Source organism: Streptomyces sp. NPDC002057 (genome assembly GCF_040296665.1).
In the GTDB taxonomy this organism is placed as follows: domain Bacteria; phylum Actinomycetota; class Actinomycetes; order Streptomycetales; family Streptomycetaceae; genus Streptomyces.
Genome location: NZ_JBEOXR010000043.1, coordinates 51599 through 76209, shown reverse-complemented (window position 1 = coordinate 76209; position 24611 = coordinate 51599). Strand labels below are relative to the sequence as shown.

The window sequence follows — 24611 nt, the reverse complement described above, 5'->3', positions numbered from 1 at the left end:
GGGGGGGGCCCCCCCCCGCCGCGGCGCCCCCCCACACCCCTGTGCCGTCGTGCCGGTGGTCAGAACGGGCGGCCGCCGAACGGCAGGCCGTAGTAGATGCCCAGTTCCTCGCGGTACCCCGGGTCACCGAGGTGCTTCTCGCGGTGGAACTCGGGGGCGTCCTTGATCTGATCCTTCGTCCGGTCGACGAATATCTTCCGGTCCTCCGGGTCGATCCGGGTCACCGTGCTGGCCGGGAGGAGAACCTCCTTGCCGAAGATCCACACACCGGTGTCGACGACCAGGTAGGCGTCACCGACCTCGTCGGAGTGCTTGTCGACCTTGCCGATGCTCCCGTCGGTCGCCTCCACCTTGTATCCGGTGAGGTCGGCACCGGCCAGGTGGCCCGAGGTCGACGTGTAACTCCACGTATGTTCAGTCACGCGAAAACAACTCCTTCGGTAAACCGCGGGCGACGCGGAACTTCCCGCCGCCTTTACCTTTCCGTACGACGCGCAGAGCGATTGTGGTGCGTACTCCGCGCGCTTTTCTCGTGTTCCGCCGGAATCCGCCTACCCCGCTTCGAACGGCTCATTCATGCCGCCTCTTCGCCGGGGAGCGGGGTTTCCTACCAGCGGTACCAGCGGCCCCTGCTGGACTTCGGACGCGCGACGAAGCCGAGCAGCCAGAGGACCAGCAGGACGACCGCGACCCACCAGAGAGCCTTCAGTGCGAAACCCGCACCGAAAAGAAGAAGTATCAGCAGAAGAACAAGAATCAGGGGGACCATGTTTATCAACCTCCGATGATCCGTCTGCCCCGATCCCTCCTTCACACACCTGCCGATAGAAGAGCCTCGGAATTCAGGAAGCGGCGGGGCGGGAGAAGCCCCGGGGTGAGGACATCGGTCCCGCACACGCGCGAGCCCTGGCACCGGGGGCGGTCAGCTCCCGCCGACGGCCTGGGGGCGGGTGGCGAGCACGAGGAGTACGGCGTCGACGCCGGCCATGGCCAGGACGGCCAGGAACGGCAGGCGGCCGGCGGCGAGACCGGGTGGTCCGCACACCGCCACCAGGCACAGCGTCAGGGTCACCGCGACCAGCACTCCCCCACCGGGGCTCAGGCTCCCCGTGGGCCCGACCGTCAGCGCCACACAGGAGGCGAACGCCAGGACGGCGGCCCACACCGTCGAAGCACGCCGCCCCAGTCGCTGGGGCAGGCCGAGCACACCGCCCGCGAGATCCTCCTCGATGTCCGGGAGGACGTTGGCGAAGTGCGCGCCGGTGGCGAGGAGGGCCGCCGCGGCGGTCAGCCACAGGGGCGGCCACGGATGGCCGGGAAGGGCCAGGGTCAGGAAGGCGGGCAGCAGCCCGAAGGCCGTGGTGTACGGCAGCCACGAGAAGACCGTGTGCTTCAGCCACCCGTTGTAGGACCACGCGGCCGCGACGCAGCCGAGGTGGACGACGCCGGGTCTCAGGCCGCAGGACAGGGACAGCGGGACGCAGAGCAGCAGGCTCACGACCGCCGCCGTACCCACCGTCCCCGGCCGGAGCGCCCCCACGGCCAGGGGCTTGTCCCGGCGTCCGGCGGCCCGGTCGCGCCGCAGGTCGAGCCGGTCGTTGCACCAGCCGATCGAGAGCTGGCCGGCGGCGACCGCGGCCACCGCCCCGGCCCCGGCGGCGGGGCCGAGCCCGACGGCGCCCGCGAGGAGCGCGGTGAGGACCGTGACCGCCGCCGCCGGGACGGGGTGACTGGCCTTCAGAAGGCTGACGAGAGGTGAGCGTTCGACGGATCGCCGTCCGGTCCAGGCGGCGGGGCCGTCGGCTACGTCATCGGTGGTCGCGGGCACCGCACCACGCTAGGCGACGGCGCGCCCGTGACGGCCCGGTTCAGCCTCTCGGCGCCCCACGGTCCCTATGTTGGAGCAATGACGCGCGTCCTCGCGGTGAGCACGGCCTTCCCGCCGCACCGCTACATGCAGCAGGAGATCACCGACGACCTGGTCTCCCACCTGCCGCCCGGGGCCGACAGCGGACTCCTGCGCCGGCTGCACGCAAGGGCCCGCGTGGAGACCCGGCACCTCGCCCTGCCCCTCGACCGCTACCGTGAGCTGGGCGGTTTCGGCGAGACCAACCGGCTCTTCGTCGACCTGGCGACGGACCTGGCCGCCGAAGCGGTCGAGCGCGCGCTGGTCGAGGCGGGCGTGCGCCCGGAGGAGATCGACCTGGTCGTGTCGACGACCGTGACGGGGATCGCGGCCCCCTCCCTGGAGGCCCGCGTCGCCGCACGGATCGGCCTGCGGCCCGACGTCAAGCGGATGCCCCTGTTCGGTCTCGGGTGTTCCGGAGGGGCCGCCGGGCTGGCCCGCGTCCACGACTACCTCGGCGTCCGGCCCGATGCCACCGCCCTCCTGGTCTCGACCGAGCTGTGCTCACTGACCCTGCAGCGCACGGACCTTTCGGCGGCGAACCTGGTGGCGGGCAGTCTGTTCGGGGACGGCGCCGCCGCACTCGTGGCCGCGGGCGGCGGCCGGGCCTCCGCCGCACCGGGCCGGACCGCCGCCGCCGGACCGACGGTGGTGGCCACCCGCAGCCGTCTGTACCCGGGGACCGAGCACCTGCTGGGCTGGGACGTCGGGGAGTGGGGCTTCCGCATGGTGCTGGGTCCCGAACTTCCCGAGCTCGTGCGACTGCACGTGACCGAGGAGATCGAGTCCTTCCTCGCCGAGCACGACCTCAAGCCCACGGATGTCACGGCATGGATCTGTCACCCCGGCGGCCCCAGGATCCTGGACGCGCTCACGGAGGAGCTCGGACTGCCGGACTCGGCCCTGGCCGCGAGCCGCCGTGCCCTGGCCGCCACGGGGAACCTGTCCTCCGCGTCGGTGCTGCAGATCCTGAACGACACCCTCGGCGACCGGCCGCCAGCCGGAACGACCGGCCTGATGGTCGCCCTGGGGCCCGGCTTCGCCTCCGAACTCGTTCTGCTGGCCTGGGGAGAGTGACATGACGCCGTACACCGTCCTGATCCTTCTGGTCGTCGCCGAGCGCGGCGCGGAACTCGCCGTGGCCCGCCGCAACGGCGCCTGGAGCCGGGCCCGGGGCGGCCTCGAACACGGCGCCGGGCACTACCCGGCCATGGTGCTCCTGCACGCCGCGCTCCTCCTCGGCTGCCTCGTCGAGCCCTGGGCCGCCGACCGGCCCTTCCTGCCGCTCCTCGGCTGGACCGCGCTCGCCCTCGCCCTCGCCGCCCAGGGGCTGCGGTGGTGGTGCATCCTCACCCTCGGCCCCCGCTGGCACACCCGCGTGCTGATCGTCCCCGACCTCCCGCTGGTCGCCTCCGGTCCCTACCGGTTCCTGCGGCACCCCAACTACCTGGCCGTGGCCGTCGAGGGCGTCGCCCTCCCCCTGGTGCACAGCGCGTGGATGACGGCCCTGGGCTTCTCGCTCCTGAACGCGGCGCTCCTGACCGTGCGCATCCGCTGCGAGAACACGGCACTGGCGCCGTCACGCTCCCTCGCCTCCCCCGGCGCGGCGCTGTGATCGACCTCCTCGTCGTCGGCGGCGGCCCGGCGGGACTCGCCACCGCGATCCACGGAGCGCGATCCGGTCTCGACGTCGTGGTCTGCGAGCCGCGGCCCGCCCCCGTCGACAAGGCGTGCGGCGAGGGGTTGATGCCCGCGGCGGTACGGGCGCTCGGGAGCCTCGACGTGAGCGTGTCCGGCCAGACCCTGCGGGGCATCCGGTACGTCGACGCCGCGGACGGCCGACACGCCGAAGCGGTCTTCCGTACGGGGTACGGCCTCGGGGTGCGGCGCACGCTGCTGCACGAGGCGCTGACCGCCCGGGCCGCCCTGCTCGGGGTTCCGGTCGTGCCGCACCGCGTTCGCCGGGTGACCCAGCACGACGGCCACGTGGACGCGGACGGGATGACCGCTCGCTATCTGGTGGCGGCCGACGGGCTGCACTCGCCCACCCGGCGAGCGCTCGGCCTGACCGTACGGCCGAACCCCCGACGGCACCTGCCGCGGTACGGGCTGCGGCGCCACTACGCCGTCGAGCCGTGGAGCGACCTGGTCGAGGTGCACTGGTCCGCCGAGGGCGAGGCGTACGTCACCCCGCTGGGACCCCGGCAGGTGGGGGTCGCCATCCTCACCTCCCGGCACGCGTCCTACGACGCGCAGCTGGCCGACTTCCCCCTCCTGGCCCACCGGCTTCGGGGGGCCTTGAGGACACCGGTGCGGGGCGCCGGGCCCCTGCGCCAGCAAGCCTGTTCGCGCGTGGCCGGCCGGGTGCTGTTCGTGGGCGACGCGGCAGGGTACGTCGACGCGCTGACGGGGGAGGGCGTCGCGCTCGCCCTGGCGTCGGCCGAGGAGCTGGTGCGCTGCCTGCGCCAGGGCCGCCCCCAGGCGTACGAGCGTGCGTGGTGCCGCCTGTCCCGCACGTACCGTCTGCTGACCGGGTCCCTCCTGTGGGCCCGGAGCCAGCCCCGGCTGACGCCCCGGATCACCCCGGCGGCGGCCCGGTTCCCCCTCGTGTTCCAGCACGCCGTGAACCTGCTCGCCTGACCGGGGAAACCGTCCTGATCAGACCTGGCGCCACTTGGACTGGCCGAAGGAGAACACGCCGAAGAGGACGAGTCCGACGGCCACGGCCAGCAGGAGCCACGGCCCGGCCGGGGTCTGCGCGAACGAGCGGATCGCGTCGTCCATGCCCTTGGCCTCATGCGGATCGGCCTGGATCGACGCCTTCAGACCGAAGAACCCGACGGCCGCGAAGACGAGTCCGCGCGCGACGCCGCCCACCGTGCCGGTCACGTCCATGAAGCGGCGAGACGGTATGGACATCCCCTCCCACGCCAGATGCTTGCGGTACTTCCGCAGCACGGCACGGCCCGCGATCCACAGTCCCGCGCCGAGGAAGCCCGTAGCGACCGCGCCCACCCACCACGGGCCGCCGGGCAGCTCCAGCAGACGGCTCGTGCCGTCCTGGCTCTGCCGGTCGGTCGAGCCCGCGCCGCTGCCCCGGTCGCCCGTCGCGAAGGACAGGACGAGGAAGGAGGAGACCCCGTAGAAGACGAACCGGGCGCCGGACAGGGCACGCTTGCCCGGCCGGTCGCCCTTCGGCCCGGCGACACCGAAGAGCGCCTCCGACAGGCGCCACACCGCCATGCCCGCGAGGCCGATGCCCAGCGCCCACAGGAGGACGGCGCCGAACGGTGTCGTGACGACCTCCGCGAGGGCCCCGCCCCGGTCGGCCTGCTCGCTCGTTCCGGTCAGGCCGATGCGTACGGCCAGGGCTCCTACCAGGAGGTACAGCACACCGCGCGCCGCGAAGCCCGCCCGGGCGCCTGCCCGTACGACTCCGCCGCGCGCCGCTCTTCTCGCCACGGCCGTGGACGACCCTGCTGTGGTCATGTTCGGTCACTCCCCTCGGTGTTGGAACTTCCGAGTGCCCCGTCTCCCCCGGTCGAACCACCCGGGCTCCGGAACGGCGGCCCGCGCCGTTCCCGTGCCGTCGGCGGAAACATCGCCCGGGGCGGGCCTCGGGCGCCCGGGCGGGGCGATACTGATCGTGGCGGTCGCCCCGCCGGCGTACGGGCTGCGGACACGGGCCCGGCCGGTGGGGACGCGCCTCTGTCGATGTCTTCGAGGGGAGCCGTTCATGACCACGGCGAAAGACCTGTTCCTCATCGCCATGGACCCGCGGCCGGACCGCGCCGTCGGCCAGGGCGACCTGTCGCTCGCGCTCGCGGGAGCCGAGCTGATCGACCTCATCGGTGCGGGGGCGGTCACCGTGGACGGCGACCGCATCGCGCCGGGCGGTCCTCCGGCGCCGGAGGACCGGCTCCTCGGCGAGGCCGCGGCGGGGCTCGCCCGGCAGGCGCCCCCCGAGCGGATCGAGGACTGGCTGTGGCGCCGGGGCCGGGACCTCGCGGCCACGTACCAGGCCGCGCTGGAGGAGGACGGTGAGCTGACGCGGAAGCGAAGCGGCCGGCTGTCCTTCGGCTCGGAGCGCGTGGAACCGGCCGACACGCCCGCCCGCCGGCGGGCCGCCGCACGCCGGGAGGAGGGGGAGCCCGTCCTGACGGCCCTCGTCTCCGTCCTGGGCGTCGACGGCGAGGAATCCGGCGACGAGCCCGGCCTCGACGACGAGGCGGTGACGACCGTGGTGGCCGCCGTCCACGACGCGGTGATGGAGCTGGAGGCCGTACGTCAGAGGCGGACCATCGAGAACGCGGCCTTCGCCAACCTCTGGCGCGGACCGTGAGGCACGAGCGGTGGGCGGCACCGGCGGCGTAACGGGCCTCGCCTCCCAGACCGGCGGGGCGGGGCCGTCCCGCGGCCGGGCGTGACCGCGCCGCGGCCGGGCGCTGCCTCCGCTACGGCTGAGGCCGCGCCGTGGAGAGGGGCTCGGCGATGTCCTCCAGCGACCGGCGCTCCGCCTTGACGGCGAGGAACGCCGCGACGATCCCCGCGGCGCACATCAGCCCGGCGCCGATCTGGAAGGCCAGCACCGCGTCGGAGACGACCCCGGACTCGGTGAGGCTCGCGAAGACCAGCGGACCGCTGATGCCGCCGGCGGCCGTACCGATGGCGTAGAAGAAGGCGATGGCCATCGCACGGGTCTCCATGGGGAAGATCTCCGAGACGGTCAGGTACGCGCTCGACGCGCCCGCCGAGGCGAAGAACAGCACCACGCACCAGCAGGCCGTGAGCGTGGTGGCGGTGAGCGAGCCCCGGTCGAAGAGCCACGCGGTGCCGAACAGGAGCAGGCCCGACAGGAGGTACGTGGACGAGATCATGATCCGGCGTCCGACCGTGTCGAAGAGCTTGCCGAGCAGCAGCGGGCCGATGAAGTTGCCTGCCGCGATGACGGCGAAGTAGTAGCCGGTGCTGCCGGTGGGCACGTCGAAGAAGGTCGTGAGGATCGAGCCGAAGCCGAAGGTGATGGCGTTGTAGAGGAACGCCTGGCCGATGAAGAGCGACAGACCGAGGACGGCCCGGCGGGGGTAGCCGCGGAAGACCGTCCTGGCGATCAGTCCGAAGCCGATGCTCTTGCGTACGTGGATGGTGATCTCACCGGCCGGCGGTGGCAGGGGGCGGCCGTGTTCCTCCTCGATCTCCTCCTCGACCGTCGACACCAGCTTCTCGGCGTCCTCGCCCCTGCCGTGGATGAACTGCCAGCGTGGACTCTCGGGAACGTGCCTCCGGACCAACAGGATGACGAGCCCGAGGACCACTCCGAGAGCGAAGCTGAGCCGCCAGCCGACGTCCTTGGCGAAGATGTCCGTGTCCAGCATCACGACGGAGAGCAGCGCTCCGCCGATCGCCCCGAGCCAGTAGCTGCCGTTGATGATCAGGTCGACCCGGCCCCGGTAGGTGGACGGGATGAGCTCGTCGATCGCGGAGTTGATGGCCGCGTACTCGCCCCCGATGCCGAAACCGGTGAGGAAGCGGAAGAGGAAGAACCACCAGGACTCGAAGGAGAGCGCGGTGAGCGCGGTGGCCGCCAGATAGACGGCGAGGGTCACCATGAAGAGCTTCTTGCGGCCGTAACGGTCGGTCAGCCAGCCGAAGAACAGGGCTCCGGAGCAGGCCCCGGCCACGTACAGGGCGGCCGCGACTCCGGTGACCTGGGCCGCCGTGATGTCAAGCCCGCTGCCTTCCTCGGCGAGGCGGCCCGCCATGTTGCCGACGATGGTGACCTCGAGTCCGTCCAGGATCCAGACGGTGCCCAGGCCGATCACGATCATCCAGTGCCAGCGCGACCACGGCAGCCGGTCCAGCCGCGCCGGGATGGCCGTGGTCACGGTTCCTTGCGATGCGGGCACGGGGGCCGAGTGCGATGCCGCGTCCATGGTTCCCTTCCGGCAGGATGCCTCTCCCGTCTGCCCTCGCGCCGGTGAGGCCATGCCTCCCCCGCACCGGCAGACGACTTCCAGCATGCGGGCGGAGGGGAGGGCGCACCTCAGGTCGTCCGCCATCCGGGTTCGGCCATGGGCTCGCTGACGGGTGGGCCGTAGGACCCGGTGGCGGGCTCGGGCCGAGAATTCACGCCCCTCTCACGAAGGGGAGGCGTGAAATCCGCGTCCGGGGTTACGAGCGGAAGTACGGCGCCGCTCGGACGGCGGCGCGGCCGTGGCACCGGATTCCCGAGCGACGGACAGACGAGCACCTACGACAGGAGGAACTGATGCTGGACAGCTGGCGTGAACGAGCGGCCTGCCAGGATGTCGACCCCGACCTCTTCTTCCCGGTGGGGACCGGCGGACCGGCACTCATCCAGGCCGAGGAGGCCAAGGAGGTCTGCGGTCGCTGCCCCGTGCGCGAGGCGTGCCTGCGCTGGGCCATGGACGACTCCCGCCAGGTGACGGGCGTGTGGGGCGGCCTGCGCGAGGACGAGCGGCAGGCGCTGAAGCGGCGGATGCGCCGCCAGGCGAGCAAGGCGAGTTGAGTCCTGTCCCGACGCCTCTCGTCGCCGACGAGACATCTCAGAGCCAATGCCCCAGAGGACACCTCACGAAGAGACGTCACGGAGGAACGGCCTCACCCAGTGGTTCGGGTGAGGCCGTTCCTCCGTGTCCGCCACGGGTCCGTGTCCGCTACGGGGGTGTCCCGTGGACGTGGCCCGCGCTCACGCGTGGTCGAGCATGCCCTTCCGCAGCTGTGCCAGATTGCGGGAGAGCAGGCGCGAGACGTGCATCTGGGAGATGCCGAGCTCGCTGCCGATCTCCGACTGCGTCCGCTCCTCGACGAAGCGCAGGTGCAGGATGCGGCGGCTGCGGTCGTCGAGCTCGACGAGCAGCGGCGCGAGCGTGTGGAAGTCCTCGAAGAGTTCGAGAGCCGGGTCCTCGACACCGATGAAGTCGGCGAGGGCCTCGCCGTCCTGTTCGCCGTCGGGGCCGACGGCGGCGTCGAGGGAGGCGGAGTTGTACCCGTTGGAGGCGATCCGCGCCTCGATCACCTCGTCCTCGGAGAGGTTCATCAGGGTCGCCAGCTCCGCCACGGTCGGCGCGCGTCCGAGGCGGGAGCTCAGCTCCTCCGTCGCCTTGGCCAGCTCCACCCGGGCCTCCTGCAGCCGGCGCGGCACGTGGACCGCCCAGGAGGTGTCACGGAAGAAGCGCTTGATCTCGCCGACGATGTAGGGGATGGCGAAGCTGGTGAACTCCACCTCGCGCGAGAGGTCGAACCGGTCGATGGCCTTGATCAGACCGATCGTGCCGACCTGGACGATGTCCTCCATCTCGTCGGCTCGCGAGGCCCGGAACCGGCCGGCCGCGTAGCGCACGAGCGACATGTTCATCTCGATCAGCGTGTTGCGGGCGTACTGGTACTCGCGGGTCCCCTCCTCCATCGCCGCGATCCTGTCGAAGAACAGCTTCGACAGCTCGCGCGCGTCCTTCGGAGCGACCTTGCTGGGAGATTCGAGTACAGGAAGGCCCTCCGTACCCGTCTCGACATCAGCCTTCTTCTCAGTCGTCACCGCAGTCGGCACTCTGATGACCTTCTCTCGTCCGTCGGCAGTCGTTGGTCCCCGTGGGAGCCTCGCCTACCCCCACTTCCGCCGCGCATGTCAAAAAACTCGGCGAAATCAAAAATATCTTCGGCCGAGTTGATTCGCCTCATCCCTGACCACGTCTCATGTCACTCCACCCCGGCCCGCCTTGCCCGCTCTTGCCCCACTTCACCCCGGCCCGGCTCGCCCCACCTTGTCCCGCTGTGCCCGTCTCATCCCGTCCCGCCCCGGCCCGTAACTCCGGGGCGCTTCACGCGAGGGAGAGGCGGGCCCGGACGCGCTTCCCGGTCCGCTGCGGCTCCACGCTCACGCTCTCGCAGACCGCCACCACGATCTCGAGACCGTGCTGTCCGACGCGCCGGGGATCGTGGGGCCGTGCCACGGGGGCGGCTTCGAGCCCGTCGACCACCGAGATGTCCAGGGCCTCCTCGTACAGCTCCAGAAGGACCAGGCAGGGGCCCGGCGCGTGCCGCACCGCGTTGGTCACCAGTTCGCTGACCACCAGGCGCGCCAGGTCCACATGGTCCTGGGACACCGGACCGGCTCCCCCGGCGGGCGCGGCGGTGAGGAAGTCGGCCGTGAAGTCGCGGGCCGCCGCGATGATCCCGTCTCCCGTGTCGGCGCCGTCGTAGGACACGCTCGCCGACAGCGCCGGCCGATGCCCGGTGCCTCCCGTGGTGATCACGTCACCCACCACCCTTTCTCCCGCCTGGCTGTCGCTTTCCCGCCCTCCGTCGGATTTCCCCCGTGTGCCCGTTCCACACCGCCCACACCGAGAAGTACGGCTGCGGCTCGCCGAAACGGGCCGGTGGAACGGCCCGGTGGGGTGGGGAACACGGCCGGCTACGGCAGCGCGGCGCCGCGGGCCGTGACCCACAGGGTGTACCACTCGTCGTGGCTCAGGTCGGGCTCGCTCGTCGCCGCGTCCCGGCAGGCGCGGATGCGCGCCGGGTTCGACGTGCCGATGACGGGGGCGAGACGGGCCGGGTGGCGCCGCAGCCACCAGAGCACGATCGTCTCGGGCGTCGTGCCCTTGGCCTCCGCGAGCGAGGCCACGAGCGCTGCCGTCGCCGACTCCTGGGGGGTCTGCTGCGCCCCGGTGTAGCGGCCCTGGGCCAGCGGACCCCACGCCTGGAGTTCGATGCCGTGGGCCAGGCAGTGCTCGACGGTGCCGGCGGGGAAGCCGTTGGCGGCGGACTCCGGCGTGTTGACGAGGACGCCGTCCTCCAGCCAGGCGCGCCGGTGCAGGCTCATCTCCAGCTGGTTGGCCACGAGCGGCAGGTCCAGGTGGGCCTGGAGCCGGGCGATCTGCGCGGCGTTCATGTTCGAGACGCCGAACCGGCGGACGAGCCCCTGCCGGTGGAGCGAGGTCAGGGCTTCGGCGATGTCGGCGGGGTCGGCCAGCGGGTCGGGGCGGTGCAGGAGGAGGACGTCGAGGACGTCCGTACGCAGCCGCTCCAGGCTCTGTTCGACGCCACGGAGGATGGAGGCGCCCCGCAGGTCGTACATGCCCGGCCGGTCCCCTTCGGCCAGCCGGATGCCGCACTTGGTCTGCAGGGTGATCCGCTCGCGCAGGCCGGCGGAGCGGGCCAGGACCTCACCGAAGACCGCTTCGGCCTTGCCGTGCCGGTAGATGTCGGCGTGGTCGAAGGAGGTGATGCCGCTCTCGACGGCCGCCTCGACGGCGGTCTCCGCGGCGTCGATGTCGGCGGCCGTGTAGGGGCTCGCGTCCCAGCCGCCCCCCAGGCCCATGCAGCCGAAGTGGAGGCGGTGATCGGTCTTCTCTGGAGTGGTCACGGGGCTACCTTCGCACACGCGCGCGACCTGGTTCCCGGGGCCTCGGGACCGGTCGGCCCCGGTCGTGGAGCGGGACGGCCGAAGCCCCCTGGGCCCGGGGGGCTTCGGCCCGGCACGACGGAAGCCCCCCGGGGTCCGGGGGGCTTCCGTCCTCTGCGGCGGGTGCTACCGGGTCACGCCCGGAGCAGCCGCTCCGTCACCTCGCGGTAGGTCCGCAGGGTGAGCCGGAGCTGCTCGGTGTCGGGGCCCGGGGCGTCCGGTCCGCCGGTCTCCTGCCAGCCCGCCCGCAGCGCGGTGCGACGGTCTCTCAGGGCGGCGATGAGCTTCTGCTCCGCCTCGGAGAGGACCTCGGCCGCCTCGACCACCGCGTCGTGGGGCGAATCGACGAACCCGGCGAGCGCGTGGTGCAGGCGCTGTCCGAGACGGTCGCGTTCGTCCTCGCCGAGCAGTTGCCCGGCCGGGCCGCCCGTGCCGTCGGTGACCGTCCCGTGTTCCGTACCGGGCGCGGGGGCACCCGCACCGGCGGCCTCGTGCCGACCACGGTCGCCGGGGGCCCGACCCCGTCCGTCACCGTTGCCGGGGACGGCACCGCGGCCGTCGACCGGCCGGTCCGTCGTGTCCCGTCCGCGCGGCGCGGCGGGGGGCGCGGTGGGAGCGTTCGCGCGGCTCCCGCCGCTCCGGCCCGTGGCACCGGGGTCTTCGGACGGGACGGCGGACTGCGGCGCCTCCGACAGCGGCATCGCCGGAGGCGGGGTGGGCGGCGGGGGCACGCTGGCCGGCGGCGCGGAGGGGGGTGTCGCCGCGTGGCCGGTGCGCTGGGAGGGCACGGCCGGGGAGGGGACGCCGCCCGCTGCGTCGGGCGCCGGTCCGCCGGCACCTCCCGCCGCGCCCGGGGTCCTCGGCGTTCCGGATCCGTACCGCGCGTCTCCCTCGGCCCCGCCCGCTGTCCCCCGGTCCCGGTTCTCGCGTGCCATCACGCACCACTTCCCTTCGGATTGAGGAGATGCCCGTGCTTCCGCCCGGGCACCCGACGTGCTCGGACGCTCTCGGTGCCGCCCGTGGCCCCGGCCGCCATCAGCCCCTCGAACAGGGCGCGCGCGTCGACGAGCGCCTCCCGCAGCTCCTCCGTGGAGGCGGAGGTGGAGTGCGCCGCCCGGCGTACCGTGCGCAGGCTCTCCACATGGTGCGGATGGTGCACCGACAGGGCGGCGAGCTGGTCGTCGGGCCGCTCGGGCTCGGGGAACCCACGGGTCGCGGCGATCCGTGCGAGCAGTTCGTCGGCGTCGGCGACGGCCTGCCGCGGGGCGTCGACGAAACGTTCCTGGAGCATGGTCCATTGAGCGGTGTAGTGCTCGCGGACCGCGGGCTCCAGCGGCAGGGGGCGGATGTTGCCGTGCCGCTCGACCCGTTCGCTCAGGTCGCGGTGGGCGGACTCGCTGTCGCCGCCGTGCCGTTCGAGGGTGCGGTCGTACTCGGGGCCGAAGCGTCGCCTGAGGGACCGAGTGCCGTTGTCCGAGCCCGTGCGGGCCCGGAGCAGGACACCGGCCGCCAGTAGCGCGACGACGACCGCCGCGATGATGAGAACTGCGGTCAGGGTCGACATGGTTGCCTTCCTGGACGGTGACTCCTGGCGGGCTGTTCGTCAGTGCTTGCTGGGCGCCTGTCGTTGCGCCTTGCCGCTTCTCGGGCGGCCAAACCCGAACCACGCGAGTGTCACCGGTGCGGCGGCGGGGAGCCGGGCCAGGGCCGCCCGTCGAGGGGGCGGACGGCCCGCGGCCCACGCGCCGGCACGGGGTCCGGGGCGTGGGCCGCGAGAGGGAGGCCGCGGGTGGCGGGCCTCGGGTCGGTCCTCGGTCACAGGCCGCCGGTGAAGAGCAGCTTGTTGGGCGTGCCGTCACTGATGTTGGTCAGGACGCTCTTCGTCGTGGTGTCGTCGAGCCATTCACTCACCTCGGCCGGGCTCGCAGTGGGGTGCTCGGCCTTGTAGAGCGCGGCGACGCCGGCGACGTGCGGAGCGGCCATCGAGGTGCCGTTCAGGGCGACGGTGCCGCCGCCGATCCGCGCCGACACGACGTCCTGGCCGGGGGCGAAGAGCTCGACGCAGCGGCCGTAGTTGGAGAACGACGCCTCCTCGTCCCACTGGGTGGAGGCCGCGACGGTGACCGCGCCGGCCGCCGAAGCGGGCGACACGTCGCACGCGTCCTTGGCGTCGTTGCCCGCCGCGAGGACGGGCAGCACACCGGCGTCGGCGAGGGCCGTGGCGGCGTTGTTGAGGGCCACGGACCTGCTGCCGCCCAGGGAACCGTTCAGGACGGCGGGCTGCCTGGCGTTCCTGGCGACCCAGTCGAGGCCGGCGATCATGCCCGAGTAGGAACCGCGCCCGTCGCAGCCGAGCACGCGGACGCTCACCAGGCCGGCCTTGCGGGCGACCCCGTACGTCCTTCCGGCCACCGTGCCCGCGACGTGCGTGCCGTGGCCGTTGCAGTCCCGTCCCTGGCGCCCGTCGCCGATGGCGTCGAAGCCGGACGTGGCGCGGCCGCCGAACTCCTCGTGGGTGTAGTCGATGCCGGTGTCGAGGATGTACGCGGTCACTCCGGCGCCGCTGCCCTGGGTGGTGAAGTCGCTGTCGAGCGGCAGGTTCCGCTGGTTGATCCGGTCCAGGCCCCAGGTGGCGGCCGGGCCCCGGATGCCGGCGGGTGCGGTCGGCTGGGGCGGGGCGAGCGCCACCGCGTCCTCCTCGACCGACGTCACCCCCAGGGTCCTCCTCACGGCCTCCAGCTGGGGCGCGGTCAGGGGCGCCGCGAATCCGTTGATGGCCGTCCCGTAGACGAACGTGGGATCGAGGTTCAGCTTCTTCGCGGCCTCGGCCGCGTCGACCGACTTGTCGAGGGTCACGATGTACTCGCCGGGGACCGCGTTGGCGGCGGTGACCAGCGGTGCCGGGGTCGGCTCCGGGGCCGTGGCGGACGCGGACGCCGTCACGGTCGGGGCGGTGACGGCCAGGGCGGTCAGGGCGGCGGTCGCCAGAGCGAGTCTGGTACGTGTGTTCATGCCGGTGAGCGCATCATGCAGAAACGATCACCTCCTATGACATTCGCGAACGATTCAGGCGGATGCCCGAAACGTCACCGCAATGCGCTCCGCCGAAGCGGTGTCCTCGCCCCGAACGGCGGGCAGGCGGACCCGGTCGGCCGGACCCCACGGGTCGGGTGTGAGAGGTGCATCCGTCCGTGACCCGGCCCGGGAAGTGGTTACGGCGGGGGTCCCGAGCGGGGCCGCCCGGTCCGGTCGCGGGAAGTGGAGGTCGGTACGGTGATCAGGGTGGAACGGAGCTTCGTCGTCGGGCTGTCGCTGGACGACCTCGTCACGTACCTGGAGGACTTCGGTCGTGCCGAGGAGTGGGATCCCGGGACCGTGCGTTGCGTCCGTGTGGACGAGGGGCCGATCCGGCCCGGCGCCCGGTGGCACAACACCTCGCGCTTCCGCGGCCGCACCACGGAACTCGAGTACCGGCTCGTGACGCGCGAGCCCGACCGGCTGGTGTTCGTCGGGGAGAACAAGACGGTGACGTCCACGGACGACCTCAACTTCCAGGCCGAGTCCGCCACCCTCACCCGGCTGACCTACCGGGCGTCGCTGCGGTTCAAGGGGCTGGCACGCCTCGCCTCACCGTTCCTGAAGGCCGAGTTCGAGCGCCTCGGCGACGAGGTCGCCGAACGCCTCCCGGCCGCCGCGACACAGCGGCGCCCCTGACGGTACGGAGCCGCCGAGCGCGAGGCTGTGCGGGTCCCTAGATCTCCCCCGGCGTCCCGTGCAGCGTCTCGCGCAGCAGGGCCGCCTCGTGGTCGAGGTGGTGCAGCAGTGCCTGCAGCGCCGGGGTGCGGGTGCGATGGGCCGCCTCGGTGGTGCCCACCGTGCGGCCGACCGAGGGCAGTTCGACCGGGAGGGCGGCGAGGTGGTCGTCGGCGCGCAGGACCAGTTCGGGCAGGAGCGCCACCATGTCCGTCTGCACGAGCAGGGCCCGCATCGTGAGGATGGACGTGCACTCGACCCGGTCCGGGGGCAGGGTGAGGCCCCGGTCCACGAAGAGGGCGCCGAGCTCCTGGCGTAGGGCCGTCTGTTCGACCGGGAGGATCCACGGGAAGTCGAGGGTGTCCGTGAGCGTCACGCCGGAGGCCTCCAGGAGCGGGTGACCCGCGCGGACGGCGAGCCGGATGCGCTCCCGGTACAGCCGCGTCTGGCGCAGTCCGTCCCCCTCCCCCGGGGCCGGTCCCACCCGCCCGACGATGACGTCCAGTTCACCCGACAGCAGGGCGGGATGGAGGACGTCCGGCGTCCCTTCGCGCACGACGACCGTGAGCCGGGGCCGTTCCCGTTTGAGCTGGGCGACCGCGCGGGGAAGCAGCACGTTGGTGCCGGCGAGGAGGGCGCCCACGGTCACCGTGCCCTCCCGGCCCTGCCGCAGCCCGGTGAGGTGCTCCTCCGCCCGCCGCACCTCGGCGAGCACGGCGCGGGCGTGCTCGGTCAGGGCCTCTCCGTAGAGCGTGGCCCGCATGCCGCGGGGTTCCCGGACGAAGAGCGGCAGGTCGGCGACGACCTCCAGTTCGCGGAGGGTCCGGGTCGCGGCGGGCTGGGTGAGGTGCAGGGTCTCGGCCGCCCTGGCCACGCTGCCGTGGTCGACGATGGCGACGAGCAGCGTCAGGTGCCGGAACTTCAGCCGGCCGTCCAGGAGGTCCATCTCCGGGGCTCCTTCCGGGAGTGGGAGTGGCGGGCCGCACCGAGCCATACCCGTTCCGGTATGGCGATCACGCTTTTTGGCATTGGTTCGGCATAGCTCGATGGGCGCATGATACCGGCACACGCCGGGGCCAGATCCGATTCCCCGGCCTGGCAACGGAGGTCTGCAAGGTGCGCTCACCTGTGCGGCATTACGTAGGGGGCGGGTTCGACGCGTCGGGCGTGCCGTTCCCGCTCGTCGACCCCACCCGCGGGCACGTCGTCGGCGAAGTGCCTTCGGCCCCCCGGGAGTTGGTCGACCGCGCGGTGGACGCGGCGCGGGCGGCACTGCGCGGGCCGTGGGCCTCCTGGAGCCCGGCGGACCGTGCGCGGCTGCTGCACCGGATCGCCGACGGCATCGAGCGGCGCTTCGAAGAGTTCGTCGCCGCCGAGTGCGCCGACACGGGAAAGCCGCGCGAGCTCGCCTCGACGGTCGACATCCCGCGGGCCGTCGCCAACTTCCGCGCGTACGCCGACCTCCTGGCCGGCCGGGCCGAGCGGTCCTGGCGCACGGCCACCCCGGACGGTCGCGGGGCGCTGAACTACACGGTGCACAAGCCGCTCGGCGTGGTCGCGGTGATCTCGCCGTGGAACCTGCCGCTGCTCCTGCTCACCTGGAAGGTCGCCCCCGCCCTCGCCACGGGGAACACGGTGGTCGCCAAGCCCTCCGAACTCACTCCGGGCACAGCCTGTCTGCTGGCGGAGGTGATCGCCGAGGCGGAGGTGCCGGCGGGGGTCTTCAACCTCGTCCACGGGGGCGGCGCGGACGCCGCCGGGCAGTGGCTCACCGAACATCCGGGGGTGGACGCCATCGCCTTCACCGGGGAGTCGCGCACCGGTTCGACGATCATGCGGGCCGCCGCGGGGCGTCTCGCCCCCGTCTCCTTCGAGCTGGGCGGCAAGAACGCCGGTCTCGTCTTCGCCGACGCGGATCTGGACCAGGCCGTGGAGGGCACCCTCCGCTCGTCCTTCACCCACAGCGGGCAGGTGTGCCTGTGCACCGAGCGGGTGTACGTGGAGCGGTCGGTCTTCGACGCGTTCGCCGGGAGACTGGCCGCCGGCGCCCGGACGCTGAGCGGGTACGGGCCGATGGTCTCGGCCGCCCACCGCGACAAGGTGCTGGGGTACCTCGGCAAGGCGGCGGCCGACGGCGACGTACTGGCGGGCGGCGGGGTGCCCCGCTTCTCCGACGACCGGGACGGCGGCTTCTGGGTGGAGCCGACCGTGCTCGCGGGGCTGCCGGAGGACCACCCGGCGGTACGGGAGGAGATCTTCGGGCCCGTCGTCCATCTGGCGCCGTTCGACACCGAGGAGGAGGCGCTGGCCCTGGCCAACGCCGGTCCGTACGGGCTCGCCGCCACGGTGTGGACGGGTGACGTGAGCCGGGCGCACCGCGTGGCTCCCGCCCTCGACGTCGGGACCGCCTGGGTCAACACCTGGAACCTGCGTGACCTCCGTACCCCCTTCGGCGGGGTGAAGGCCTCCGGGATAGGCCGCGAGGGCGGCGACCACTCCCTCGACTTCTTCTCCGAGCCCATGAATGTGTGCGTGAAACTGTGACCACGGTGGACGAAGCGGTGGCGAAGGCCGCCGAACGACTCGACACGGCACGCCGGACGGGCGTCCCCTGCGCCCCCGTCCGCGACCTCCTCCCCGACGGCGACCTCGCGGCCGCCTACGCCGTCCAGGCCGTCCTCACCGACCGCCGTCGCACCGAGGGGCGCCGCGTCACCGGCTGGAAGATCGGCCTGACCTCGGCGGCGGTGCAGCGGCAACTGGGCGTCGAAACACCGGACTTCGGTGCGCTGATGGACGACACCGCGGTGCCGGACGGCGCCGAGATCCCCTGGGGCTCGGTGCTCCAGCCACGGGCCGAGGCCGAGGTCGCCCTGGTCCTGGAGCACGACCTCGTCCACGAGCGGCACACCGTGGCCGACGTGATCCGGGCGACGGCGTTCGCGCTGCCCGCCGTGGAGGTGGTGGGCAGCAGGATCCGCGACTGGGACATCTCGGCCGTCGACACCGTCGCCGACAACGCCTCCAGCGGCGCGTACGTCCTGGGCACCCGACCCGTACGGCTGGGGGACCTCGACCTGCGGACCGCCGGCATGGTCCTGGAGCGCCGCGGCGAGCCCGTCTCCACCGGTGCGGGCGCGGCCTGTCTGGGCCATCCGCTGCACGCCGCCGTCTGGCTGGCGGACACGCTCGTGCGGCTCGGGCGCCCCCTGCGGGCCGGGGACACCGTGCTCACCGGCGCGCTGGGGCCCATGACGACCGTCGAGCCCGGTGACGTGCTCGAAGCCCGTATCGACGGACTCGGTTCGGTACGTGCGGCCTTCGGGCGCACCGGAGAGACGGGCGAAGCCCGATGAGCACGACGGCGACGGCCGGGGCCGTCGGCCCCGCGGCACTGGCCGAGATCCTGGACTCCGCGGCACGGCACGGCCGTCCGCTGCCGGGCGGCGGGAGCGGCCTGAAGGACACCGAGGAGGCGTACGCCGTCCAGGAGGCCCTGGTCGGGCGGCGGCTGGCCCGGGGTGAGCGGCTCACCGGCTTCAAGCTGGGCTTCACGAGCCTGGCCAAGATGCGGCAGATGGGTGTCGCCGACCTGATCCACGGGCGGCTGACGGACCGGATGGAGATTCCCGACGGCGGTCGGCTCGACGTCTCCGGGCTCATCCACCCCCGCGTCGAGCCCGAGGTGGCCTTCCTCCTCGGCGACACGCTGCGCCCCGGCGGCGACCCGATGGCGGCGGTCGCGGCCGTGGCACCCGCGCTGGAGGTCATCGACTCCCGCTACGACGGGTTCCGGTTCTCCCTGCCCGAGGTCGTCGCCGACAACACGTCCGCGGCGGGCTACGTCCTCGGGCCCTGGAGCGCCCCGGGCGACCTCGGCAACCTCGGGGTCCTCCTGGAGGTCGACGGGCGTCCGGCCGAGACCGGCTCCACGGCGGCGATCCTCGGACACCCGGTGCGCGCCCTCGCCGCCGCGGCCCGGCTCGCCGGTTCGCTGGAGCCCGGCACCGTGATCCTCGCGGGCGCGGCGACCGCCGCCGTACCGCTGCCGCCCGGGACACACGTCAGGGCCACGGTCGCGGGCCTCGGCGGTGTCCGGTTCACCACGGAGGAGAGCGCGTGATCGTCCCCGGAGCCGCCCCGCCCCGCGGCAGGTTCCCCCACCTCAGGCGGGCGGGCGACCTGGTGTTCGTGTCCGGTACGAGCTCACGCCGGCCCGACGGCACCTTCGTCGGCGCGAGCGCCGACGCGATGGGGGTGACGGACCTCGACATCCGCGCCCAGACCCGAGCCGTGCTCGACACCGTCGGGCGCCTGCTGGGCGCCGTCGGCGGGGGTCTGGACGACCTGGTGTCCGTGACCACGTACCTGGTGAGCATGAACGACTTCGGCGGCTACAACGAGGTCTACGCCGAGTACTTCGACGAGAGCGGTCCGACCCGCACGACCGTCGCCGTCCACCAGCTCCCCCACCCGCACCTGCTGATCGAGATCAGCGCCGTCGCCCACATCCCCCGGGGCTCCGCCCCCGATCCCCTGACCGCCGCCACCCCCGTCCCGCCGAACAAGGAACCGCGCCGATGACCATGCAGCCGTTCAACCTCCAGGCCTGGATCGAGGAACACCGCCATCTGCTCAAGCCGCCGGTCGGCAACGTCCAGATCTGGCAGGACGCCGATCTGATGGTGACGGTCGTGGGCGGCCCGAACCGCCGCACCGACTTCCACGACGACCCGATCGAGGAGTTCTTCTACCAGCTCAAGGGCGACATGGTGCTGCGCGTCATGGACGAGGAGGGACAACCCCCGCGCGACATCCACATCCGTGAGGGCGATGTCTTCCTCCTCCCGCCGCACGTCCGGCACTCCCCGCAGCGCCCGGAGGAGGACAGCGTCGGCCTGGTCGTCGAGTTCGCCCGGCCGAGCGGGCAGCGGGACGCCTTCGAGTGGTACTGCGTGGAGTGCCACCACCTGGTGCACCGCAGCGAGGTGCAGCTCACCTCCATCGTCGACGACCTGCCGCCGGTGTTCGCCGCGTTCTACGACGACGAGGCCGCCCGTACCTGCGGGAACTGCGGGGCCGTGCACCCGGGCAAGGACTGGCCGGAGGGGCTGCGTCCGCGCACCCGTCGTGACGGGGCGGGCGGCGCATGACCGTCGTCGACATCCACGCGCACGTCTTCCCCGAGATCGGCCGCGCCGAGTCCCGGCGGCTCACCGGCTCCGACGACGGGCCCTGGCTGCGGACCACCGACGGCCCGGACGCCGGGATGATGATGGCCGGCGCCGCCGAGTACCGGCCGGTGCGGCGCACCCTGTGGGATCCCGCGGAGCGCGTCGCCGACCTGGACCGGCTCGGCGTGGACGTCCAGGTGCTGTCCAGCACGCCGCTGCTGTTCGGCTACGGCCTGGAGTCCGCGCGCGCCGCCGACTGGTGCCGTACGGTCAACTCCCGTCTCCTGGAGTACGGCTCGTACGCCCCGCACCGGCTGGCCCCGCTGTGCCAGGTGCCGCTGCAGGACACCGAGGCGGCCTGCGCCGCGCTCAGCGAGGCGATGCGCCAGGGGTTCCACGGCGTCCACATCGGCAACCATCTCGGCGACCGCGACCTCGACCACGGGGCGCTCCTGGAGTTCCTCACGCACTGCGCCGAGGAGGACGCGGCCGTCCTGGTCCATCCCTGGGACCTGCCGTCCGGCCCGCGCTTCTCCCGCTACATGCTGGCCTGGCTGGCGGGCATGGCGGGCGAGACCCATCTGACCATCCTGTCGCTGATCCTCTCCGGTGCCTTCGAGCGGCTGCCGGCGTCGCTGCGGCTGCTGTTCGCCCACGGCGGCGGCAGCTTCCCGTACCTCCTGGGCCGCGCCGACAACGCCTGGCACCGCCGCGACCTCGTCCGCGCCGACAGCCCGCACCCGCCCTCGCACTACACCGACCGCTTCTCCGTCGACTCCGCGGTCTTCGACCCCGGCGCGCTGCGCCTCCTCGTGGACGTGATGGGCGCGGAGCGGGTGCTGCTCGGCTCCGACCATCCCTTCCCGCTCGGCGAGGAGGACATCGGCCGGCTGGTGCGGGAGAGCGCCCTCACGCCGGCGGAGCGCGAGGCCGTCCTCGGCGGCAACGCCGTCCGGTTCTTCGGTCTGACCCCGCTGCTGAAGGAGGCCGTCCGATGAGGGCAGCCGTGATCGGATCGGGCAACATCGGCACCGATCTCCTCATCAAGATCGTCCGTGGTTCGGGGCAGGTCACCGCCGCCGCGATGATCGGCATCGACCCGGAGTCCGAGGGGCTCGCCCGGGCCCGTCGGCTCGGGGTGCGGACCAATGCGGACGGGGTGGCGGGGCTGCTCGCCCTGGACGACTTCGACTCCGTCGACATCGTCTTCGACGCGACCTCCGCGAGCGCCCACCACCGCAACGCGGCCGCGCTCGCGCCGTACGGCAAGCGGATCGTCGACCTGACCCCGGCGGCCATCGGCCCGTACGTCGTCCCGCCGGTCAACCTCGACGAACACCTCGACGCCCCGAACCTCAACATGGTCACCTGCGGCGGACAGGCCACCGTCCCGATCGTCGCCGCCGTCTCGGCCGTGGCCCCGGTGCACTACGCGGAGATCGTCGCCTCGATCGCCTCGCGGTCGGCGGGCCCCGGCACCCGGGCGAACATCGACGAGTTCACCGAGACCACCGCCCGCGCCCTCGAACGGGTGGGCGGCGCGGCCCGGGGCAAGGCGATCATCGTCCTCAACCCGGCGGAGCCGGCGCTGCTGATGCGCGACACCGTGCACTGCGTCGTCGACGACTGCGACACGGAACGGGTGGCCGCCTCCGTGCGCGCCATGGCCGACTCCGTCGCCGCGTACGTCCCGGGGTACCGGCTCAAGCAGGAACCGCAGTTCCGCGCGCTGCCCGAAGGCGACCCGCTGTCCCGGCTCGCCGGGGGCGGCCGGCTCCTCGTCTCCGTCTACCTGGAGGTCGAGGGCGCGGCCCACTACCTCCCGGCCTACGCCGGAAACCTCGACATCATGACCTCCGCCGCGCTGCGCACCGCCGAGCGCCTGGCCGAACGGAGTCCGGCCCGATGACCAGGGTCTACGTCCAGGACGTCACCCTTCGCGACGGCATGCACGCCGTCTCGCACCGCTACACCCTCGACCAGGTGCGGGCCGTCGCGGCCGCGCTCGACGCCGCGGGCGTCGACGCCGTCGAGGTCGCCCACGGCGACGGCCTCTCCGGCTCCTCCGTGACCTACGGCCCCGGCGCGCACACCGACTGGGAGTGGCTGGAGGCGGCGGCCGAGGTCCTCGAAAGGGCCAGGCTGACCACCCTGTTGCTGCCCGGGGTCGGCACGGCGCAGGACCTGCGCCGGGCGCACGCGCTCGGTGTCACGTCCGTCCGCGTCGCCACCCACTGCACGGAGGCGGACATCGCCGCCCAGCACATCGGCCTCGCCCGCGAGCTGGGGATGGACGTGGCGGGCTTCCTGATGATGTCCCACATGGCCCCGCCGGCCGAACTCGCCGCCCAGGCGCGCCTGATGGAGTCGTACGGCGCGCACTGCGTCTACGTCACGGACTCCGGCGGCCGGCTGACCATGGACGGCGTACGGGAACGGGTCCGCGCCTACCGCGACGTGCTCGACCCCGCGACGGAGATCGGCATCCACGCCCACCACAACCTCGGTCTGGGCGTGGCCAACAGCGTCACGGCGGTGGAGGCGGGCGCCCACCGCGTGGACGCCTCGCTCGCCGGCCAGGGCGCCGGAGCGGGGAACGCGCCGCTGGAGCCGACGGTGGCGGTGTTCGACCTGATGGGCTGGGAGCACGGCTGCGCGCTGTTCCCGCTGATGGACGCGGCGGAGGAGCTCGTACGGCCGACGCAGGACCGGCCGGTGCGGGTGGACCGGGAGACCCTGACCCTGGGGTACGCCGGGGTGTACTCCAGCTTCCTGCGGCACGCGGAGGCCACGGCCCTGCGCCACGGTCTCGACACGCGGGACCTGCTCGTCGAGGCGGGGCGGCGGCGGCTCGTCGGCGGGCAGGAGGACCTGCTCACGGACATCGCGCTCGATGTCGCGCGAGAGCGCGCGGCCGTGCCCGACACCAGCGGTTCACGGGCCGCCGGGCCCGCCCGGTCTTCCGCCCCCTCACGCAACGACGGAGTGACCTCATGTTGACCGAGAAGTCCATCGCACCGCTCACCGCCCGCGCCGCCGCGCTGGACGCCGCCGACCCCCTCGCGCACGTCCGGGACCGCTTCCTCCTCCCCGAGGGTGTCGTCTACCTCGACGGCAACTCCCTCGGCGCCCTTCCCGCCGCCGTCCCCCCGGCGGTCGAGGACGCGGTGCACCGCCAGTGGGGCACCGACCTGATCCGTTCCTGGAACGGCAACGGCTGGTGGGAGGCGCCGGTGCGGACGGGCGACGCCATCGGCCGGCTGATCGGCGCGGCCCCCGGCCAGGTGGTGGCCGGCGACTCCACCAGCGTCCAGCTGTTCAACACGCTGCTCGCCGCCGCCCGGCTGCGCCCGGGCCGCCGGCTGCTCCTGACGGACCCCGACCACTTCCCCACCGACCAGTACATCGCGGACTCGGTGGGCCGGCTCCTCGGCCTCGACGTCCGCCGGGTGCCCGCGCGTGACGCCGCGGAGGTCCTCGCCGCCGAGGGGGCGGACGTCGCGGTCGCGGCCTACGCCCCGGTGGACTACCGCACGGGCGAGCTGTACGACATGGCCGCGCTCACCGCCGCCGCGCACGGAGCGGGGGCGCTGGTCCACTGGGACCTGTGCCACGCGGCGGGCGCGCTGCCCGTCGAACTCGACGCCGTCGAGGCGGACTTCGCCGTGGGCTGCGGCTACAAGTACCTCTCGGGCGGTCCCGGCGCCCCGGCGTTCGCCTACGTCGCCCGCCGCCACCAGCAGGGCTTCGACCACCCCGTGACCGGCTGGCACGGCCACGCGGAACCGTTCGCCATGTCCGGTACGTACACCCCCGCCCCCGGCATCACCCGGGCTCGTGTGGGCACCCCGCCGCTGCTCTCGCTGATCGCCCTGGAGGCGGCGCTGACGGCGTACGACGGTGTGGACATGGAGTCCGTGCGGGCCAAGAGCCTCGCCCTGACCGGGTTCTTCCAGGAGTGCGCCGACTCGCTCCTCGACGGTCTGGGCTTCACCATGGCCACCCCGCGCGAGCCCGCCCGCCGCGGCAGTCAGGTCGCCCTGCGCCACGCGGAGGCGTACCCGCTGGTCGCCGCGCTCACGGCACGCGGCGTCATCGGCGACATGCGCGCGCCGGACCTGCTGCGCTTCGGCTTCAACGCCCTGTACCTCACGTACGCGGACGTGCTGCACGCCGTGGCTGAGTTGCGGGACATCACGTCCACGGGCGCCCATCGGGCCGACGTGTTCCAGCAGCGCCCGACGGTCACCTGACCGGACCCCACCGTCTCCCGGCGCGCGATCCCCGAGGTCACGGCAGCCGCCGGACCGCCGCGCGCCCGGGTCCGCACCACCGCTTCGCACGTCCGCTC

Annotated in this window: 27 protein-coding genes; 15 read left to right on the top strand and 12 right to left on the bottom strand. The window is 73.2% G+C overall.

Annotation, left to right across the window (positions count from 1 at the left end):
* Positions 1-59 precede the first annotated feature (59 nt).
* The 3 genes from ABT129_RS27725 to ABT129_RS27715 all read right to left on the bottom strand — a co-directional run bounded on the left by ABT129_RS27725 (position 60) and on the right by ABT129_RS27715 (position 1828).
* Positions 60-422, bottom strand: a complete 363-nt coding sequence (locus ABT129_RS27725) for a PRC-barrel domain-containing protein (protein ID WP_351907036.1) — start codon at positions 420-422, stop codon at positions 60-62.
* A 185-nt stretch (positions 423-607) separates the two neighbouring features.
* On the bottom strand, positions 608-769 hold the full coding sequence (locus ABT129_RS27720; RefSeq protein ID WP_351907056.1) for a DUF5670 family protein: 162 nt from the start codon (positions 767-769) through the stop codon (positions 608-610).
* Positions 770-922: 153 nt separating this feature from the next.
* Positions 923-1828, bottom strand: a complete 906-nt coding sequence (locus ABT129_RS27715) for a UbiA family prenyltransferase (RefSeq protein WP_351907034.1) — start codon at positions 1826-1828, stop codon at positions 923-925.
* Positions 1829-1906: 78 nt separating this feature from the next.
* Between ABT129_RS27715 and ABT129_RS27710 the strand changes: the two genes are divergently transcribed.
* From ABT129_RS27710 to ABT129_RS27700, 3 genes are read left to right on the top strand one after another with little or no spacing between them, the layout of a single operon-like run.
* A complete protein-coding gene (locus tag ABT129_RS27710; RefSeq protein ID WP_351907032.1) occupies positions 1907-2983 on the top strand; it encodes a type III polyketide synthase in 1077 nt (358 codons plus the stop codon).
* Position 2984: 1 nt separating this feature from the next.
* Positions 2985-3521: an isoprenylcysteine carboxyl methyltransferase family protein gene (locus ABT129_RS27705; protein ID WP_351907030.1), complete on the top strand. Its 537-nt coding sequence runs from the start codon at positions 2985-2987 to the stop codon at positions 3519-3521.
* Positions 3518-4546 (top strand): NAD(P)/FAD-dependent oxidoreductase, encoded by a 1029-nt coding sequence (locus ABT129_RS27700; RefSeq protein WP_351907029.1) that lies wholly within the window; start codon positions 3518-3520, stop codon positions 4544-4546. The genes ABT129_RS27705 and ABT129_RS27700 overlap by 4 nt, the downstream gene beginning before the upstream one ends.
* Positions 4547-4564: 18 nt before the next feature.
* Here the strand turns inward: ABT129_RS27700 and ABT129_RS27695 are convergent, their stop codons facing one another.
* The gene (locus tag ABT129_RS27695) at positions 4565-5395 is read right to left on the bottom strand and encodes a DUF1206 domain-containing protein (protein WP_351907027.1); all 831 of its coding nucleotides are present in this window, start codon (positions 5393-5395) and stop codon (positions 4565-4567) included.
* A 247-nt stretch (positions 5396-5642) separates the two neighbouring features.
* Here ABT129_RS27695 and ABT129_RS27690 point away from each other — a divergent pair, with 247 nt between their 5' ends.
* Entirely contained in the window at positions 5643-6248 is a 606-nt protein-coding gene (locus tag ABT129_RS27690; protein WP_351907025.1) for a GOLPH3/VPS74 family protein, read from the top strand.
* A 112-nt stretch (positions 6249-6360) separates the two neighbouring features.
* Here ABT129_RS27690 and ABT129_RS27685 read toward each other — a convergent pair whose 3' ends face one another.
* The gene (locus ABT129_RS27685) at positions 6361-7839 is read right to left on the bottom strand and encodes an MFS transporter (RefSeq protein WP_351907023.1); all 1479 of its coding nucleotides are present in this window, start codon (positions 7837-7839) and stop codon (positions 6361-6363) included.
* A 338-nt stretch (positions 7840-8177) separates the two neighbouring features.
* Here ABT129_RS27685 and ABT129_RS27680 point away from each other — a divergent pair, with 338 nt between their 5' ends.
* The gene (locus ABT129_RS27680; RefSeq protein ID WP_351907054.1) at positions 8178-8435 is read left to right on the top strand and encodes a WhiB family transcriptional regulator; all 258 of its coding nucleotides are present in this window, start codon (positions 8178-8180) and stop codon (positions 8433-8435) included.
* Positions 8436-8615: 180 nt separating this feature from the next.
* Here ABT129_RS27680 and ABT129_RS27675 read toward each other — a convergent pair whose 3' ends face one another.
* The 6 genes from ABT129_RS27675 to ABT129_RS27650 form a co-directional block, all read right to left on the bottom strand.
* Positions 8616-9464 (bottom strand): RNA polymerase sigma factor SigF, encoded by an 849-nt coding sequence (locus tag ABT129_RS27675; RefSeq protein ID WP_351907021.1) that lies wholly within the window; start codon positions 9462-9464, stop codon positions 8616-8618.
* A 283-nt stretch (positions 9465-9747) separates the two neighbouring features.
* The gene (locus ABT129_RS27670) at positions 9748-10182 is read right to left on the bottom strand and encodes an ATP-binding protein (RefSeq protein WP_351907019.1); all 435 of its coding nucleotides are present in this window, start codon (positions 10180-10182) and stop codon (positions 9748-9750) included.
* 158 nt (positions 10183-10340) lie between these two features.
* Positions 10341-11294: an aldo/keto reductase gene (locus ABT129_RS27665; RefSeq protein ID WP_351907017.1), complete on the bottom strand. Its 954-nt coding sequence runs from the start codon at positions 11292-11294 to the stop codon at positions 10341-10343.
* A 173-nt stretch (positions 11295-11467) separates the two neighbouring features.
* Positions 11468-12268, bottom strand: coding sequence for a hypothetical protein (locus ABT129_RS27660; RefSeq protein WP_351907016.1), 801 nt, complete (start codon positions 12266-12268; stop codon positions 11468-11470).
* Positions 12268-12897, bottom strand: a complete 630-nt coding sequence (locus ABT129_RS27655; RefSeq protein ID WP_351907014.1) for a hypothetical protein — start codon at positions 12895-12897, stop codon at positions 12268-12270. Before ABT129_RS27655 ends, ABT129_RS27660 begins: the two co-directional genes overlap by 1 nt.
* A gap of 251 nt (positions 12898-13148) precedes the next feature.
* Positions 13149-14345: a S8 family peptidase gene (locus ABT129_RS27650; RefSeq protein ID WP_351907012.1), complete on the bottom strand. Its 1197-nt coding sequence runs from the start codon at positions 14343-14345 to the stop codon at positions 13149-13151.
* A gap of 261 nt (positions 14346-14606) precedes the next feature.
* On the opposite strand from ABT129_RS27650, the gene ABT129_RS27645 reads away from it, so the two are divergent.
* Complete coding sequence (locus ABT129_RS27645) at positions 14607-15047, top strand: SRPBCC family protein (protein WP_351907010.1); 441 nt, start codon at positions 14607-14609, stop codon at positions 15045-15047.
* A 37-nt stretch (positions 15048-15084) separates the two neighbouring features.
* Here the strand turns inward: ABT129_RS27645 and ABT129_RS27640 are convergent, their stop codons facing one another.
* Positions 15085-16032, bottom strand: a complete 948-nt coding sequence (locus ABT129_RS27640; protein WP_351907008.1) for a LysR substrate-binding domain-containing protein — start codon at positions 16030-16032, stop codon at positions 15085-15087.
* Positions 16033-16214: 182 nt separating this feature from the next.
* Here ABT129_RS27640 and ABT129_RS27635 point away from each other — a divergent pair, with 182 nt between their 5' ends.
* Genes ABT129_RS27635 through kynU form a run of 9 tightly spaced genes read left to right on the top strand, consistent with a single transcriptional unit; the run spans position 16215 to position 24513 of the window.
* Positions 16215-17630, top strand: coding sequence for a 2-hydroxymuconic semialdehyde dehydrogenase (locus ABT129_RS27635; protein WP_502981932.1), 1416 nt, complete (start codon positions 16215-16217; stop codon positions 17628-17630).
* Complete coding sequence (locus ABT129_RS27630; protein ID WP_351907006.1) at positions 17615-18442, top strand: 2-keto-4-pentenoate hydratase; 828 nt, start codon at positions 17615-17617, stop codon at positions 18440-18442. The genes ABT129_RS27635 and ABT129_RS27630 overlap by 16 nt, the downstream gene beginning before the upstream one ends.
* Positions 18439-19209, top strand: coding sequence for a 2-keto-4-pentenoate hydratase (locus ABT129_RS27625; RefSeq protein WP_351907004.1), 771 nt, complete (start codon positions 18439-18441; stop codon positions 19207-19209). Before ABT129_RS27630 ends, ABT129_RS27625 begins: the two co-directional genes overlap by 4 nt.
* Entirely contained in the window at positions 19206-19670 is a 465-nt protein-coding gene (locus ABT129_RS27620; RefSeq protein ID WP_351907002.1) for a RidA family protein, read from the top strand. Before ABT129_RS27625 ends, ABT129_RS27620 begins: the two co-directional genes overlap by 4 nt.
* On the top strand, positions 19667-20239 hold the full coding sequence (locus ABT129_RS27615; protein WP_351907000.1) for a 3-hydroxyanthranilate 3,4-dioxygenase: 573 nt from the start codon (positions 19667-19669) through the stop codon (positions 20237-20239). The genes ABT129_RS27620 and ABT129_RS27615 overlap by 4 nt, the downstream gene beginning before the upstream one ends.
* Complete coding sequence (locus ABT129_RS27610) at positions 20236-21258, top strand: amidohydrolase family protein (protein WP_351906998.1); 1023 nt, start codon at positions 20236-20238, stop codon at positions 21256-21258. Before ABT129_RS27615 ends, ABT129_RS27610 begins: the two co-directional genes overlap by 4 nt.
* Complete coding sequence (locus ABT129_RS27605) at positions 21255-22169, top strand: acetaldehyde dehydrogenase (acetylating) (protein ID WP_351906996.1); 915 nt, start codon at positions 21255-21257, stop codon at positions 22167-22169. Before ABT129_RS27610 ends, ABT129_RS27605 begins: the two co-directional genes overlap by 4 nt.
* On the top strand, positions 22166-23260 hold the full coding sequence (gene dmpG, locus ABT129_RS27600; RefSeq protein ID WP_351906994.1) for a 4-hydroxy-2-oxovalerate aldolase: 1095 nt from the start codon (positions 22166-22168) through the stop codon (positions 23258-23260). The genes ABT129_RS27605 and dmpG overlap by 4 nt, the downstream gene beginning before the upstream one ends.
* Positions 23254-24513 carry a kynureninase gene (gene kynU, locus ABT129_RS27595; RefSeq protein ID WP_351906992.1) on the top strand — a complete coding sequence of 420 codons (1260 nt, stop codon included), beginning with the start codon at positions 23254-23256 and terminating at the stop codon, positions 24511-24513. Before dmpG ends, kynU begins: the two co-directional genes overlap by 7 nt.
* Positions 24514-24611: the final 98 nt, after the last annotated feature.